The following is a 15989-nucleotide window of genomic DNA, read 5'->3' as shown; positions in this document are numbered from 1 at the left end:
CACATTTTGTGAGTGGTCCCATCTGTAACCACCACTTTGCTTTCCGGAGTAGCTCGTTATGTCTTATCCCAGCTATCTCAATCTGTATGCAACGGGCGAGCTCGCAGCGCGCGCAGAAGCGGCCTGGGAGGTCCTACGCAGTTGCACTATCTGTCCTCAAAATTGCCGCTGTGATCGTGTCGCTGGCAAAACCGGTGTGTGCCATTCAGGAACTGAGGCTATCGTAGCCTCCTGGAATGTCCATCGTCGTGAGGAACCTCCTATCAGCGGGACCCGTGGCGCTGGCACGATCTTCTTTGGATATTGTCAGGCTCGCTGCACCTATTGCCAGAACTTCTCTCTGAGTCAGGGTGGCCTGGGCCATCGCGTTGGACCCGAACGTCTGGCCGACATGATGCTCTACCTTCAGAAGAAACGCTGTCATAATCTGGATCTTGTTACGCCAACTCACTTTGTCCCCCAGATTCTGGCGGCGCTGGTCATTGCCTGTGACAAAGGACTACAGCTGCCTCTCGTCTATAATTGTGCTGGCTATGAGAATCTTGAGACGCTGAAATTATTAGATGGCGTGGTGGATATCTATCTTCCCGATGCCAAATATTCAGATAACAAACATGCTCTACGCACGTCCAAGATGCCACGCTACGTTGACTATAATCAGAGTACGCTGCGTGAGATGTACCGGCAGGTCGGGCCCTTACAGATGGATGATGAGGGCATTGCCCGTCGTGGTCTGCTGATTCGCCATCTGGTTATGCCCGAGGATATCTCTGGTACACGCGAGGTCTTACGCTGGATCGCTGATGAACTTGGACCCGATACTCCTATTAGTCTGATGGATCAGTATTTTCCAGCCTGGAAGGCTGTTAATGATCCTGTCCTCAACCGCCGCTTAACCTGGAGTGAATATCGTGGCGCTCTGGATGCTCTGGATGAGTTTAATCTCACTGCCGGCTATGTCCAGGAGGACCTGATCGAGGTAGACACAACGGCTGATCTTTGATCAGCCCACTCGAACAACGTCCATCAATGGTAGATAGTGCATTCTCCTTTCTCCTGCAAAGGAGATACTCTACCAGGACATGGACATGGCACGGTATAATCTGTAAAGGATGATGACACGTCACACTTGCAGTCGGCGTGTGTTCTTGCTCTTGCGCTCTTTTTAATGATGCGAGCAAAGATGTGACCTAGCGACGTGCCAGAAGATATGCGAAATGGAGAATCCTATGAACACTACGGCCACGTTGAGCCGACTTTTTGCAGGAATCCAATCTGATATGGATCAGGTTGATTCCCTTTTCCAGGAGCGTGCAACTTCTGGACTGCCAATTCTTAACTCTGCATCAATGCATGCACAGGGCTCTCCTGGGAAGCGGCTACGTACAGCTATTACGCTTCTCTCCGGAAAGCTCAAACACTATCGCTTCGATAAATTGTTGTTACTCAGTGTCGCATATGAAATGCTGCATCTGGCTACACTGGTTCATGACGATATCGTTGATGAGGCCACGACACGGCGTGGTAATCCAACCGTCAATGCTCTCTGGGGCGATAAGATCGCTATCTTACTCGGCGATTACTTCTTTGCAAAAACCGCTGGCTTGATTGCTGATATTGAAGACCCCCGCATCGATCACCTCTTCTCCGATACGGTCGCTACCGTTTGCGAAGGCACGATTCTCGAGATTATGACCGCTGGACGCATCGATCTGACCATTGAGACCTATTATGAGAAAGTGAAAAATAAGACTGCTTGCCTCTTTGCCGCTTGCTCTAAAGGCGGTGCGATCGTGAGCCAATCCTCACCAGAAGAGATTGAGCTCCTGTATACCTATGGTATGAATCTTGGCATTGCCTTCCAGATCATTGACGATATTCTCGATTATACTGAAGATCAATCAACTATTGGCAAACCTGCTGGCAATGATCTGCGTCAAGGAATGGTTACATTGCCACTTATCTATGCATTGCAAGAACCAAATACCTACCAGGAGCAGATTCAGCATCTCTTAAACGGCAGCGCCCGCACAGAAGAGGAGATCCTGGCCATCGTCGATTGGGTCAGTACTGGCTCTGGTGTGAAACGCTCACTGATGGATGCCCATACCTATGCCAATAAAGCACGCGAAGCTCTGTATCATTTTCCCGCTTCTCCCGATCGCGATGTCCTTGATGAACTCATCGATTTCGTGGTGAGACGCAATCGCTAAGTTACACGCAGAAGAAAATATAAACGAGAAACGTTCATGAAAATATCTTTAGAAGAAAAGTTCCGTGAGATGGGCGGCAAACGCCCGTATGTTCAACGCTTGTTTGGACGCATCGCTGGTATCTATGATCTGATGAACCGCTTAATGAGTCTGGGTCTGGATCGCTCATGGCGCAAACAAGCTGCTCGCTATCTTGCTCTGAATACGGGTGAGACAGGACTGGATCTGGGGACTGGAACGGCTGACCTCTGCATTGAGGTCCTCCGTCAGAGTGGCCCTGGCACACGCATGATTGGGATGGATATTACGCCCGAGATGCTTGATGAGGGTCGTAAAAAACTGACGCGGATGGGCCTTCAGAAAAGTATTGAGCTACGCATTGGAGATGCCGAGCATATTGATCTCCCAGATAATAGCGTCGATGGTTGCTGCTCTGCTTTCATGGTCCGTAATCTGTCGGATATCCGACAGGGCTTCCGTGAGATGCTCCGCGTTGTCCGCCCGGGCAGCCGTGTGGTCTGCCTCGAGATCAGTCATCCTCCCGGCAAGATCTTTGGTGCACTGTTCTACTTCTACTTTTATCGGCTGGCTCCTCTCTTTGGCACCATTATTGGAAAAGCGTTTGAAGAGTATAACTACCTACCAAATTCTTTAACGACCTTTCCTAAGGCCCCTGCCGTAAAGGCTATTATGGAAGAGGCAGGCTGGATGGACGTACGCTATTACTATCTCAATGGTGGTATCGTTGCGCTCCACGTTGGCACCAAACCTGATCCTAACGCAGCATAGAGCTCATCAAGGCCAGCACAAGAATAAAGACGACAATTGCAATGATCCAGGCCAGCAAAAAACTTAGCTTCTGTGGCCTGGGCAGATCCTCATTCTTCAAGAGCATCGCGCGCTCTTTGTCTCGACCTTTTATATTTGAGGTCAGGAGATCAGAGGGGGCAGATGCTGAAGAGGAGGTCGGAGCCTGGCTTGTGACGATAGGACTCTGCTCTCCCCACTCTATGGCTCCCTGCTGGCCAGATCCAAGTTCTATCTGTAAACGCTTGATAGCTAAATGCACCTGCACCAATGCTTGAAAACGCTTCTCCGGCATGACGTGTAAGCCCCGACCTAACAGTGCCGAAAACGAGGCTGAGAGTGCAGGATTACTCTGCTGGGCTGCTGCGATAAAGCCACTTCCACTATCAGGAACGGGAAGGTGTCCCGTTGTCAGGTGGTAGATCGTCGCCAATAAGCTATAGATATCAATGCGCTCATCGATAGCGGTCCGACCCAACTCTGGCACGCTGTATGGAGTAAGCAGACCCGGTTCAATTCCGCGCCACAAGGCTGGCACTTCACCAGCAAAGACGAGCGAAGGATGATGAAGAAAATAGTTTTGTCCTTCTACATCAACGCGAATATGTTCCGGTCGAATCAGGCCATGCACCAGTGGTGGAAACTCTTGAGCTAGCAACTGAAGCTGTTCAATGATCTGCACCATACACTGCAGAGCATCTTGTTCAGATAACAGGTTCCCCATTCGTCTGCAACGATTAGCAACTGTTTCAATTCCTGATCCATCAAACACAAAAAAATTCCGACCTGCCTCAGCAAAAACATCTATGAGCGTGGGCATCTGTGCATGACGACCTGCCGATAAGAATGACCGCGTGGCTTTCCGCAGAAGTGATGGTTCAATCTCGCGTGCCACCTCTGGCATCAATAATTCGGTCAGAAACAATGGTCTCGCCAGGTTATTGCGGAGATCCTGGACCGTCCACACAATCTCTGTCACTCCCACACGCCACTCCTGAGCACTTATCACCTTGATCAATTTATACTGTTGCTCATGTAATAAGATCCCTGGCGGGATCTGCGATGTTATGCTCCTCTTGTAAGGCACGAAAAGAGATGAAAGGGTGGGGCGCGCAAAAGGTTGAGATGGATATTTCGTGGTGAGTGGGGCTGTCACAAGCCTCTTCGGGCGCAAGGTCGCTACTGCAGGCACTGGCATAGAAGGGGCTCGCTGCGATTCTGACCACTGGGGCGAAAATCCACAACGAGAACAAAGCATCTGGTCAGTATTCCCATCCTGACCACAATGTGGGCATGTCATAGAACATTCCTCTCACTTTGCTTAAATAGGTGCTGTCCCACTCCCCAAAATGTTGGATGCACTACCTGATTGTGAATCCAGTATGCATAGATTCTATAAAAAGAGAATGCTTTTTCAGATTAACAGAACGCTTTTTCTAGCTATACACATCACGATTCAGAGACTGATGACTCCATACACATTCTCTCTATTTACTCTGTTTATTGACCATTGGGACAAATGATTCTACAAAAATGATGACAGCACAGAAGAAGCAATTTTACCAGGATAGTATAATCGAATGCTCGCTTTATGTCAATATTCTTAAAGGAAAGCTATTCTTCGATAAAACTACTTCTTCTGCCCATACTAAGCAAATTCTAGAAGATTTGCCTCAACTTTTCTTACGACCAAACAATGCAAGATCCCCCAGAAAACCTTCAATGGTTCTGGCCAGATCTTGTAGTTGGGCTGCTTCGCTGGCCGAAACTTCGTGTCCAATATGCCCAATACGATATAAAAGCTGCACAACTCCTGGCTTCCCTGCTGAGGCCGGGGCGTCTGGATTTGCTGTGCCGAAAAGGGAGGCTCGCATCGCATCGACATTGGCGTTGACTTGCTCTAGTTGGGCGATATCAATAAAACTAGGGGGTCTGCCTGCACTCTTTCCCTGCGTCGCTTCCCATTGCCTGCGTCCGCTCTTTCCAGCAGCACAAAAACAAAACTTTGGATCATTGGCATCTGTTGATAAGATACCTGTGTCATCACAAAGAGGACAGATTGGCATCGGATTGCTCCTTCGTATGTCTCTATTCAGTGATCTCTTCTGAAAATGACGTTTTTATTCTGGATGGTGAAGCCCTTTCATGAAAGTCTCCTCTCCTGAAAATGACGTTTTCATTCCAGGTGCTGAAGCCCTTTCATGAAAGTCTCCTTCCCTTTGTCGTTGACTTTACCTTGCTCCTACTGTTAAGACAGACATTGTTGCCCACTCAGATAATCTTTGAGCATCTTCTCACAGTCAAAAGCCATCTGGCCAAAGACTGCCTCTGGCTCACGCCAGCAGGTCTCTCCTTCGCTCGAACCTCTTTCCATGCCCGCCAGGATGCTGCCACGATAGGCAATGGAGACTGCACGAAAACGAGGATCTCGCTCGATTGCTGAATAAATACCAACCAGACCGTTGATCTGGATGCGGTAGCCAGTCTCCTCTTCGGCCTCGCGTATAACACACTCTTCGACGGTCTCTTTATAACGCACTATCCCTCCTGGTATGGTGTAGCCCAGACCATCTGAACGTTTAATAAGCAAGATCTTTCCTTCATGCTCAACAATTATACAGGCACTCAAAATTGGAGAGATCTGGCCTAATGTACAAAGAGCGATGAAGCGAAAGATCAGTCCCGCCAGCAGGCCTTTTATCTTCTCTTTCATCTCTGTGGAATCCTTCCTGTTATGAGCATATACCATCTTCAACTTTCACAATCTAGTATAGAAAGATTGTACATGCCTGACAAGGCTTCGATAGATAAAGCCGTAGATTTTTTCTACCAATCGATCAATCACTGCAAAAAAACTTGTCAGAATGGAGCCTCTCCCCTATACTAAAAGGACTTCTTTCTCACCAATGTCTATCGAGCGAGAACTTTTATGCATCTACTCAATCAATCAGCGAGGTGGTTGCGAGACGCGATGCAACTCTAACTGAATTCTTTATTTCATAGGAGATCCCCACACACCAGCTCTCTATTCTTTACTTTGCCAACGAGAGGATATATCTATGACGACACAAGAACCCTGGGATATTGAAACTATCCTGGTCCATGGTGGCCGCAGCTCCTCTACAGGACCTGCCAGCGGAAAACCCACTGTCCAGCCCATTTATGCCAGCACAACGTACCTGCATGACAGTGTTGAAGCGCTCGATCAGGCCTTTAGCGGCAAGACCCCTGAGGGGGAGCCTGCTTTTGTATACGCTCGCCAGGCCAATCCCAATGCCAATGCCTTTGAGGAAACGATGGCGCTGGCCGAAAAAGGGGTTGGAGCCGTCGCTTGCGCTTCCGGCATGGCCGCTATCCATGTTGCTCTTTTAGCGGCTGGTCTGACGACTGGTACAAAAATTGTGGCCTCGCAGGATCTTTATGGGCCGACCATTGGTATTATCCGTAAGCTCTTCCTTCCTATCGGGGCCGAGCTGGTTCTGGCTGATCTCTGTACACCTGAAGGCATTGCCGTCATTCAGGAGGAACAGCCTGATGTCGTCTATGTGGAAACGGTCTCTAATCCGCTCACCAAAATGGCTGATCTGGCAGCTATCAGCGCGGCTGCTCAGGAAGTTGGCGCTATAACGATTGTCGATAGTACATTCAGTACACCGTATCTGGTACGACCAATCGAATATGGCTTCGATCTGGTTCTTCATAGTGCAACGAAGTATATTAGTGGACATGGCGATAGTACTGGTGGCGTGGTGATCAGCGCCAAAAATACGCTGCTCGATCAGTTACGCAGCTATAGCATCCTCCTGGGCGCAATGCTCAGTCCCTTTGAATCTCACTTGCTCCTTCGTGGTCTCCGTACGCTCTCGTTACGCATGGAGCGACATTGTAGCAATGCTTTACACGTTGCTCGTTTCCTTAAAGATCATCCAGCTATTGCACGCGTCCATTATCCTGGGCTGGAGGATCATCCTCAACATGAGCTCGCTAAACAACTTATGGGCTCATTTGGTGGTCTGCTGGCATTTGAGTTGAAGGAACAGACACGCGAGGCAGCATTTCATTTTATGAATGCGCTTCAGTTGTGCTTACCTGTAACTTCGTTGGGCGATGTGTTCTCTCTTGTCAGCTATCCAGCTATCTCTTCACATCGCACGCTAAGCCCTGCTGAACTTCAACATATGGGGATTACTGAAGGTTGTATCCGTATGTCGGTTGGAGTAGAACATCTGGAAGATATCCTTCAGGATCTCGATCAGGCCCTGAACCATTAAAACAGCCGTTTTGCCAAACGATAGGATTGCAGAATAGAGAAGATAGTGGAGGCTTTATACAGAGGACAAGAGGGGTACAGATACGTCCTCTCTCTTGCCCCTGTATAAACCCTCCACTATGACAACGGCGATAGCAGAAGCCGCAGACTACGGTTTTTTTCCAAAGAACCCTGCACGCTTGCGCACTGAGGGAGGAAGGAAGCGATCTGTCTGTGTGGCCAGCGCACGACCATTCAGGATAATCTCATGGGCCCAGAGCAGATCATCGCGCTGAATCTCATCGCGATCTTGATCGAGCGCACGCATTGCCCCGGCAATACAGACTTCGCGGAAATGACTGCCTGGCTGCCCTACCAGCAGAGGGGCCACCGAGGCATGCTCTTCTTCTTGATAGGTCGAGCCCAGAAAATGTTGTAAGAACCTCACTGCCAGTTCAACATCCTCAACTGGTCCAATCTCAATCAGGACGTCAACGCGTCCTGGCCGATCACGAATGCGATGATCGATCTTTTCAGGATCATTGCTGGTCGCCAGTAATAACGTGCCTGCCGGATTATCAGGGGTCGCCACTCCATCAAGGGTATTCAATACCATCTGAAGCTCATGGGGATCGGAGACAAACATCTCGAAATCTTCTACTAAGACCAGTGTTGGTAGATTACTTTCGGCTGAGCTGCGAAGTGCGTACGAGAGTTGCTGCCACGACGTTGCACTCTGATTCTTTGGTGGCGCACACACGTAAAACACCAGGCCGCCCTGTTTCACATGATGAGCCCCCTCAGCCTTTAAGAGCGTCGTCTTCCCCGTCCCAGGCGGGCCGATCAGCAAGACTTTCCGCAGACGTGGCACACGCAATGATGCATACCGGCTTAACATTTTAGGATCAAAGATGCGGCGCTGAGCTACCACCTGAGCCAGTGTGGCCTCTGGCAAGACAACATCATCAAAGGTGGTTCGTTCAATCACCTCTATCAGGTCATCGCTTCCGCCGATAATCTCGATGCGACCATGGCGCTCACGGCTGGCAATCTCTGTATGCAGATTGTCCAGAAGCTCAATAAAGGCCAGCCAGTCATCTTGACGTCCTGGAGGAAGTGCCACCAGACGCCGCGACTGATCGCTTTCATTAGGATCATAAAAGTAGACCGAAAGAGCGCTCCAACCAGCGACAAAGTCCTGTTTAAGCCAGCCCATCGCTGTAGCGGGCACCGTTCCACGATCTCCTGGCTCTGCTTCCCGCAGGAAATTGGCTTTATAGAGAAAATTGGCCTCTTCCGTCGCTCCAATACCATGAGCAGCCGCTGGCGCCTCCAACCGTTCCCAGGCAGCCAATTGACCAGAACGCTCGCGTTGCCCTTTCTGACCTTCCTCGATCAAGAGATGTAACAAGGTAGGATGATGCTCTGTGTACATACGGCCATGGACGGGCGGAATAAAGATGAGGGGCTCACCCTCCAGCTCTAGCTCATGCCAGAGACTTCTCAAAGCGGCCGATACCACCTCTACACGCAAAATCGGCATAGCTATCGAAAGATCTTGAAACACAGCGTCTCCATGAGAGCCTGCCAGTCTACCATTCAAAGAGGGAATATGCTCAAATTTTTCCATTATGCTGCTTTGCCCTGGCTTCAGTCCAGCCAGCAGGACACTAGAGGTAGATCTTAGAGATTTCCAATGTAAACGATTCTTCTACAAATAGATCGTTTTTTACGGGATGATGGCATGATTACTGTTCAGGTAGGAGGTCCTTTTAATACTATATCACTTCTTTTGCTTTATGCAAAAAAAGGTAAAATGGCCTCCAAAGAGGTGATCTGTGGGACTCTTCTCAAAATACAGGTTTCATACAGGGTGGTGAAACCCTTTCAGGAACGTCTACTTTGAAACCACTTTGAAACCACTCTGAAACCACTTTGAAAGAAACATGAGCCCTGCATCCTTGAATGATACAGGGCTCATGTTTCTTTCAAAGTTTATTTTGTATGACGTGTATAGGTACCAGGAATGATATCTTCTGAGTCGCCTCCAGCAGGAGCGGACATGACTCCCAAAAGGTCGGTCTTCGCATTGATAACCAGATCATTGTTCACGCTACGAACATTGGGGAAGTTCTCAGCAATCTCAGTTGCCGCAGCTTTCTGCTGGGCATTATGAACTGCTCCACTCAAACGAACGTTTCCCAGACGTGGATAGACACCAATTGGCAGGTCTCGGGTGCGCTCATCACGTCCTAACGCCTCTGCCAGATCAGCCGCAAGCATATCATCGCCCACGAGATTATTCTTGACCTCCAATAATCCCTGAACCCCCATCACCTGACTTTGCACCATATCGCCGCGCAACGAGCTCGAAATGTTGCCATCCAGGTATAGTACACCATCCAATACGCGCGTAGTCATACCAGGGAAATCGATATGAAGGGGAGCCAGGTCAAACAAAATATCTTCAATCTCGCGCTGTAATTCTTCATCCGAGCGGTAAGGAGGTAACGTCTGCAAAGTTGCCTCTGGCACATTAATAGTAATCTGGTCAGCACTCACACCTGTGACAAATTCCTCAGAAATGAGGAGATCCATAGTAGGACGCAGATTCCGTACGATAAGATAGGCCAGTTCGCCCGTCTTTGGATGGATCGCAATCACTTTGACTGTTCCCTTCGCCGCCGTAGCTGTGTTCTGTACGGTGCTGCGTTGATCAATAATTGCCGCCGCTGGAACGTCTGTACTGCTAGCAACCAGTTGATCATGGGTCAAACTAAGATGAACACCGCTCGCAGCAGCATCCACCAGGATAGTTAAGGGAACAAAGACCGTCTTGCCCCAGAAACGACCAGTTTTAACTCCGATATAGGTCACGCGACGAGATGCAGAATTAAATCCTACATGCGTTACTATCGCTTCCTCACCATCGGCACAAAAAACTTTACTGCCAAAATGAAATTTTTGCATTTCTGCAATTGATGTTGCTTTTTCCATCTCTCAAACCAACCTTATAAGACATAATGAATCAAGAGAGCATGCCAATTGGCCTACTTTCTACTAGCAAGAGTGTAGCACTTTCTGCTTACGCCTGACAAGACGCCTTATCACCACCTCTGTGGATAACCTCCCAATGAGGTGGGCGGCTGCTGATTTACAGCCAGCTTACGCTGCTTGCGCCGCTTAAAAATTCGAATGAAGCGTGGCAGCAGCAAGGCAAAGGTGAGGACGAATAGTATGACGACACCAACCATAATATAGGGGGCCAACAAGGCCAGGAAGACACCAATCACCGCCACAATATCTTCAATAATACTTAACACAATATTTCCACAACCCGCCGTGGTGACAGTGGAGGTCACACGCGTCGCGGATTTCGTGATATGGGTCGTTGTCGCCAGACCAGCCCCTACGGCTAACAGGACGGGCATCCAGGCGCCTGTCGCATGCGGATCAGCGGCAGCCGAAACAATTGCACCTGCGGCTGGACGCAATACGGTATGAATGAGATCCCAGACATGATCAACACCTGGAATCTTGTCTGCCAGGAGATCGGCCAGCGTGAGAATAGCTAAAATGGCAATCACCCATGGCGAACCCAGAATGGAAAAGTCCGGATTGAGTTTAAAGCGATCCGGCCAGAGATCTGCGGCCAGAGCCAACGAAAGCAATGGCAGATACGCGTTTATCCCTGAGATAAATGCCAGGCCAGAGGAGGTACCAAAATCCATTCAACAACTCCAAATCCGCATTCCTTGTCGTCTCTCGTTGACGCGAATGCACATAGCTGAAAAGAACTGAAAAAAGCCCCATAAGTTCCTACTGCTATAAACGAATAAGGAGCGGATTTTCACAATCTATCGGGGCTTCCTGTGGCCTCTATCATCTCGCCTTCGCTATGCACGAGCACATATACCTAAGACCAGATGATAGAGGCGAGTGGATACGTTGCTTTTACGTCGTAGTAGACACGTTCTACTTCTTCCTTACGTTTCAGAATGCAAGGAAGGGACAGAGCAGAGAGGCATTGATTGCCCACAATTTTGTACCAATGTTGTAGGAGTACGTTCTACACGAGAGAGGAGATGCTCATGCAGCTTCAACTCGCCAATCAGAGGCAGAAGCTAAAGAGGGCCCCGCTTGCATGAAACAAAGCGGGGCCCCCTACCTACTTGAACGAACAGAATTAGTCGCGGATACTGCGAGCTGGCAGCGGGCGAACCAGCGGGCTCATGACCGGAAGGTCCTTCTTGCCGCGTGGCAGGCGCTGACGCACCAGGTAATCTGGAGCATTAGCCAGATCGTTCTTCTCCAGCGTCACATCATCGCCAAAGCGATTGAAGAAGGAGAGCTCAAAGTTTGGCGTCTCGCCCAGAGCACCGTGAGGGCAGACCTCGACACAGTCGCCGCAGAAGATACAACGATCCAGTGCGAAGGCGTAACGGGCCAGTTTGCGCTCAGCCATCATCAGTGATCCAGTCGGGCAGACCTGAACACAGGCACCGCAGGAGACACAGTCCGTATCATGCAGGCTGACGTTGAAAGGAGTCGATACAATCGTATCAAAGCCCTTACCAAACATACCATAGCAGTCAGGACCAATCACATCATGACAGACGCGGACACACTGTGTACAGTTAATACACTTGTTGGGATCGCGCAGAATAAAGCTGTGCGACAGATCCGTATCATAGTCATGATAGTCACGAGCCTCTCCATCATGGAAGCGGTTGTCGGCCAGACCATGCTCAATACTATACTTCTGGAGATCGCATTGACCAGCCGCAGGACAGGCGCACTGTAAGCAGCGAGAAGCCTCGCGCTCAGCCTGCTCTTTGAGATAGCCCATCTCGATGATGCTGAAATTACGATGGCGCTCTTCATACGGCAGCATCGGCATCTTTACTTTAGGCTCGACCGGCTTATACGGCACGATATCAAAGAGGTCGGGACGACGCTCTTCCAGTTCCAGACGGCGAGCCACCTCGTTCATATCCTCGCCCATCAGGTAGGAGTGAATCGAGCGAGAGCCGAGCTTACCTTGAGCCACACACTCAATGATCGTCTTCGCGCCCATCTGACAGTCACCACCAGAGAAGACACCCTTGCGATCAGTCATAAAGTTGTGAGGATTGGTCTGAACTGTCTTCCACTTCGACCACTTCACGCCAGAGGTCTCATCCAGGACGCTGGTATCAACCGCCTGACCAATGGCTGGAATAACCGTATCGCACTTGATAATAAACTCAGAACCAGGGATCGGCACCGGACGACGACGACCGCTGGCATCTGGCTCACCCTGCTTGGTGCGCTGATACTCAACACCGACAACCTTGCCATTCTCAACCACAACACGTTGCTGAGCAATGCGCAATTGGAGATCGGTTCCTTCGGCCTCACCATCCTCAACCTCTTCCATCGTAGCACCCATATCGCTACGAGTACGATAGTAAGAAGTATGAACTTTCGCACCCAGGCGGAGCGAAGTACGTGTACAGTCGAATGCAGTGAAACCACCGCCAACGACAATGACTTCCTTCGTATCATCCACCGGCACTGGCTTGCCTTCAACCTTTTCGCCGAGGAACTTAATCGCGTTCACTACGCCTTCAGCATCCTCGCCGGGGATTCGCATCTTATTACTGGTCCAACAACCAATCGAAAGGTAGACGGCATCGAAGCCACTGGCAAAGAGATCATCAATCGTAAAGTCTTCGCCCAGCTTGACATTGGTATGAATATCAACACCCAGTTGGGTCAACTGATTGATCTCACGATCCATCATATCCTTCTGCAAGCGATATTCAGGAATGCCATAGCGCAACATGCCACCAATCTGAGGCTGCATGTCAAAAATTTTACAGTAATGTCCACGCAGTGACAGGTAGAACGCACAGGTCATACCAGCAGGGCCGCCACCAACAATCGCGACGCGCTTACCTGTTGGAGCATCCTTCACATAGGGAACCGGAGGATCGAGCAGCGAATACTCAGCAGCATGACCATGCATACGGCAGATGGCGATCTCTTCGTCCACCAGCGTACGACGGCAGGCCTTCTGACAGGGGGCTGGACAGGTCAGACCCAGAATAAATGGGAAAGGCAGCACCTCTTTAACTAAGCGGGCAGCCTCAGTCATCTCGCCCTGCGCAATTAATTCTAGATAGCCAGGGATATCGATATGCGTTGGGCAATCGACCTGACAGGGAGGCTGACAATAGGCATTGTGATCGGAGAGCATCATCTCCAGATTGGTACGACGAATATGGAAAAGCTCATCAGAGTTCGTCGTCACCACCATGCCTGGCTCAGCCGGTGTATTACAGGAAGGCAGAGGACGCTCGGCACCTTCGATATGCACCAGGCACATACGACAGGCCGAGGTTGGCTCTAGCTTTTCATCATTACACAGATTGGGGATATCGCTAATCCCGTTATCAATCGCCACGCTCAAGATCGTCTGGCCCTCATAGGCCTGCATGACCTTGCCATCGATGGTGACAGTAAAGCTGGGATGACCAACTTCATTGCGAACCAGAGGGCTACGTGGCTCCTGAATAGAGGGAGAGAAATTATCTCGGATTGATATTGCCATGTACTTCCTCTTCCGAAGCTCCTAGTTTTGTCTGTATTCTATCCGTAGATGATACGATCTATGGCAGAACATGTTTCGTAACGAAACGATGTGAGCGGACAGGAACGCAGGTGCCTGTTGGACACTGCAACTCCTGAATGTGCATCGTAAAATGCTCAGGCCAGTAGCGTTTAGCAGTCTTAAGCGAATTGGGAGCCTGGACGCCAAAACCGCAGATTGAGCCATTTGAGACATATCCGGCAAACTCATCGAGCACATCCAGATCTCCGTTCACACCGAGATCACTGACAATACCCTCAAGCAGACCCGTGATACGCTTGACGCCCAGACGGCAGGGGACACACTTTCCACACGATTCTTTGCTTAAATAACGACTACGCTCCATAGCCCACGAAACCATACAGGTAGTAATAGGAAGCAACTCAATAATACCAGAGCCAATAATGGCCCCCGCTTCCTCAATTGGATCAAAGTCAAAGGGGGTATCGAGCAGCGTTGGCGGCAAAGCACCACCCTCAGCACCACCAACCACAATCGCACGAATATCTTGTGGAGACCGGGTCAGACCAGCCTGCTCCAGGATTGCGCGGAGTGGGGTTCCGAATGGGACTTCAATTACCTTTGGCTCAGTAGATTCCGGGCTGGAATAGACCGTGACAATCTTTGTGCCGCCCGTGGTCGCAGAACCAACCCGCGCAAAGGCCTCAGGACCCTCACGCACCAGCGTTGGCACATTGGCCAGTGTCTCCACTGAATTGATAGCCGTCGGTTTATCCCACAGGCCATATTGAGCAGGGAAAGGGGGGCGCTGCTCAGGCATACCACGACGCCCTTTGATCAGTGCCATCTGAACGGTCTCTTCACCACCCATAAAGCCCGCATCAACACCCAGCACATTAATCGTGCAGCTAAAATCTGTGCCGAGAATATCTCGACCCACAATCGTAGCATCAAGCGCTTCTTGCAAAGCCTTCTGGACAGCCGCAATACCTGCGGTATAGAAACTCCTCGTAAACAGGTACGCCTCAGACGCACCAACCGCATAGGCAGCTAACAGAATACCTTCGATTACCTGATGCGGATTCTGCTCTAACAATGTTCGAGCAGCAAACGAACGATTATCGGCATCGTAGGCATTGCAGATGACGTATTTCTGGTCATCTTCGCTCTGACGCACAATACGCCATTTCTCACCAGTCAAGCGGCCAGCACCACCCAGGCCGCGCAATCTGGCGGCGGTGACCTGCTGAATCACCTGTTCTGGTGTCTGCTCGCGCAACACTTTTTCTAGCGCGGCGTACCCATGAGCACCACGATAGGCGCTTAGAGCGCTGACATTTGCAGCATTAGGCTGTCGCAATACGCGATACGTCTCTTCAAAATTAGGCATCGGGCTGCCTCACATGATTAATATTACCCCATACTCCGCGCTGGCTGGCGGCACGACCACGTACAGGTTGATCGTCGCGCATAATACCTCTGGCGGCGGGAGCAGGTTTAAATTTTGGACTCATAGTAGCAATACCATAGATATCGCTCAGATCAACGCCACGAGCCTGCACGATTCGCTTGGCCACTGGCAGGGAGAGATAACCATAATGGTCCATCACTGCATCCAGCAGGCCAGGAAGAGCGCCAGCTTCATGCGACCAGGTCCCCAACAGGGTATCGACATAACTGAGGTCAATCGCCGGCTCCAGGTAATCCTTCACAGGAGTTGCCACACAGGGTGCAACTGGACGATTGACATAGTCGACCGCATATTCGGAGATACGGGTCTTGTAAAAACCAGCCTTGGGTGAGCCTGTGGCGGGTGCAAGCTTACGGGGAGTAAACTTCTCAGAGCCCTCACGGATGTACGATTTGTACCAGGGGCGCTCTTTCCACTCGTTCAGTGGCTCATATTCGATTGTGATCGCACGAGGAGGACAGGCCTTCTCACAAAGAAGACAGGATTCACACTTTAAGTTGAACTCTGTCTTCAGACCTTCCTGGGCGATCAGTTGAATCAAACCTCGGCTCCGTGGCGGCAGTTTTGGCTTCTCATAAGGATAGAGGCGAGTTACCTTTGGCCGAAACATATGGCTAAAGGTCAGGCCCAATCCTTCCAGAATTCCTCGCATAG

Annotated in this window: 13 protein-coding genes; 4 read left to right on the top strand and 9 right to left on the bottom strand. The window is 50.2% G+C overall.

From position 1 onward, the window contains the following. The first annotated feature begins 58 nt into the window (after positions 1-58). The 3 genes from EL628_RS08655 (at position 59) to EL628_RS08645 (ending at position 3002) form a co-directional block, all read left to right on the top strand. The gene (locus EL628_RS08655; RefSeq protein WP_126579555.1) at positions 59-1003 is read left to right on the top strand and encodes a radical SAM protein; all 945 of its coding nucleotides are present in this window, start codon (positions 59-61) and stop codon (positions 1001-1003) included. Positions 1004-1229: 226 nt separating this feature from the next. Then, positions 1230-2213, top strand: a complete 984-nt coding sequence (locus tag EL628_RS08650) for a polyprenyl synthetase family protein (RefSeq protein ID WP_161975361.1) — start codon at positions 1230-1232, stop codon at positions 2211-2213. A gap of 36 nt (positions 2214-2249) precedes the next feature. Further along, the gene (locus tag EL628_RS08645) at positions 2250-3002 is read left to right on the top strand and encodes a ubiquinone/menaquinone biosynthesis methyltransferase (protein ID WP_126579553.1); all 753 of its coding nucleotides are present in this window, start codon (positions 2250-2252) and stop codon (positions 3000-3002) included. Here the strand turns inward: EL628_RS08645 and EL628_RS08640 are convergent. The 3 genes from EL628_RS08640 to EL628_RS08630 form a co-directional block, all read right to left on the bottom strand. Further along, positions 2989-4320: a serine/threonine-protein kinase gene (locus EL628_RS08640; RefSeq protein ID WP_126579552.1), complete on the bottom strand. Its 1332-nt coding sequence runs from the start codon at positions 4318-4320 to the stop codon at positions 2989-2991. The genes EL628_RS08645 and EL628_RS08640 overlap by 14 nt on opposite strands. Before the next feature lie 373 nt (positions 4321-4693). Further along, positions 4694-5086: a hypothetical protein gene (locus EL628_RS08635; protein ID WP_126579551.1), complete on the bottom strand. Its 393-nt coding sequence runs from the start codon at positions 5084-5086 to the stop codon at positions 4694-4696. Between the two features lie 182 nt (positions 5087-5268). Beyond that, the gene (locus EL628_RS08630; RefSeq protein ID WP_161975360.1) at positions 5269-5733 is read right to left on the bottom strand and encodes an NUDIX domain-containing protein; all 465 of its coding nucleotides are present in this window, start codon (positions 5731-5733) and stop codon (positions 5269-5271) included. A 346-nt stretch (positions 5734-6079) separates the two neighbouring features. Here EL628_RS08630 and EL628_RS08625 point away from each other — a divergent pair, with 346 nt between their 5' ends. Further along, positions 6080-7291: a trans-sulfuration enzyme family protein gene (locus EL628_RS08625; RefSeq protein ID WP_126579549.1), complete on the top strand. Its 1212-nt coding sequence runs from the start codon at positions 6080-6082 to the stop codon at positions 7289-7291. 147 nt (positions 7292-7438) lie between these two features. On the opposite strand, the gene EL628_RS08620 is transcribed toward EL628_RS08625, so the two are convergent. From EL628_RS08620 to EL628_RS08595, 6 genes are all read right to left on the bottom strand, one after another. After that, positions 7439-8836 carry an AAA family ATPase gene (locus tag EL628_RS08620; protein WP_161975359.1) on the bottom strand — a complete coding sequence of 466 codons (1398 nt, stop codon included), beginning with the start codon at positions 8834-8836 and terminating at the stop codon, positions 7439-7441. A 428-nt stretch (positions 8837-9264) separates the two neighbouring features. After that, on the bottom strand, positions 9265-10266 hold the full coding sequence (locus tag EL628_RS08615; RefSeq protein WP_126579547.1) for a BON domain-containing protein: 1002 nt from the start codon (positions 10264-10266) through the stop codon (positions 9265-9267). Positions 10267-10376: 110 nt separating this feature from the next. Then, on the bottom strand, positions 10377-11000 hold the full coding sequence (locus EL628_RS08610) for a DUF4126 domain-containing protein (protein ID WP_126579546.1): 624 nt from the start codon (positions 10998-11000) through the stop codon (positions 10377-10379). Positions 11001-11455: 455 nt separating this feature from the next. Beyond that, positions 11456-13864, bottom strand: coding sequence for an FAD-dependent oxidoreductase (locus EL628_RS08605; protein WP_126579545.1), 2409 nt, complete (start codon positions 13862-13864; stop codon positions 11456-11458). A gap of 58 nt (positions 13865-13922) precedes the next feature. Continuing rightward, positions 13923-15254 (bottom strand): complex I 51 kDa subunit family protein, encoded by a 1332-nt coding sequence (locus EL628_RS08600; protein WP_126579544.1) that lies wholly within the window; start codon positions 15252-15254, stop codon positions 13923-13925. Beyond that, positions 15247-15987: a hypothetical protein gene (locus tag EL628_RS08595; RefSeq protein WP_126579543.1), complete on the bottom strand. Its 741-nt coding sequence runs from the start codon at positions 15985-15987 to the stop codon at positions 15247-15249. The genes EL628_RS08600 and EL628_RS08595 overlap by 8 nt, the downstream gene beginning before the upstream one ends. Positions 15988-15989 lie beyond the last annotated feature (2 nt).

It is taken from the genome of Tengunoibacter tsumagoiensis, from assembly GCF_003967535.1.
GTDB classification, from domain to species: domain Bacteria; phylum Chloroflexota; class Ktedonobacteria; order Ktedonobacterales; family Ktedonobacteraceae; genus Tengunoibacter; species Tengunoibacter tsumagoiensis.
Note: the sequence above shows the minus strand (reverse complement) of the source record. Positions and strands in the feature narration are given on the sequence as shown.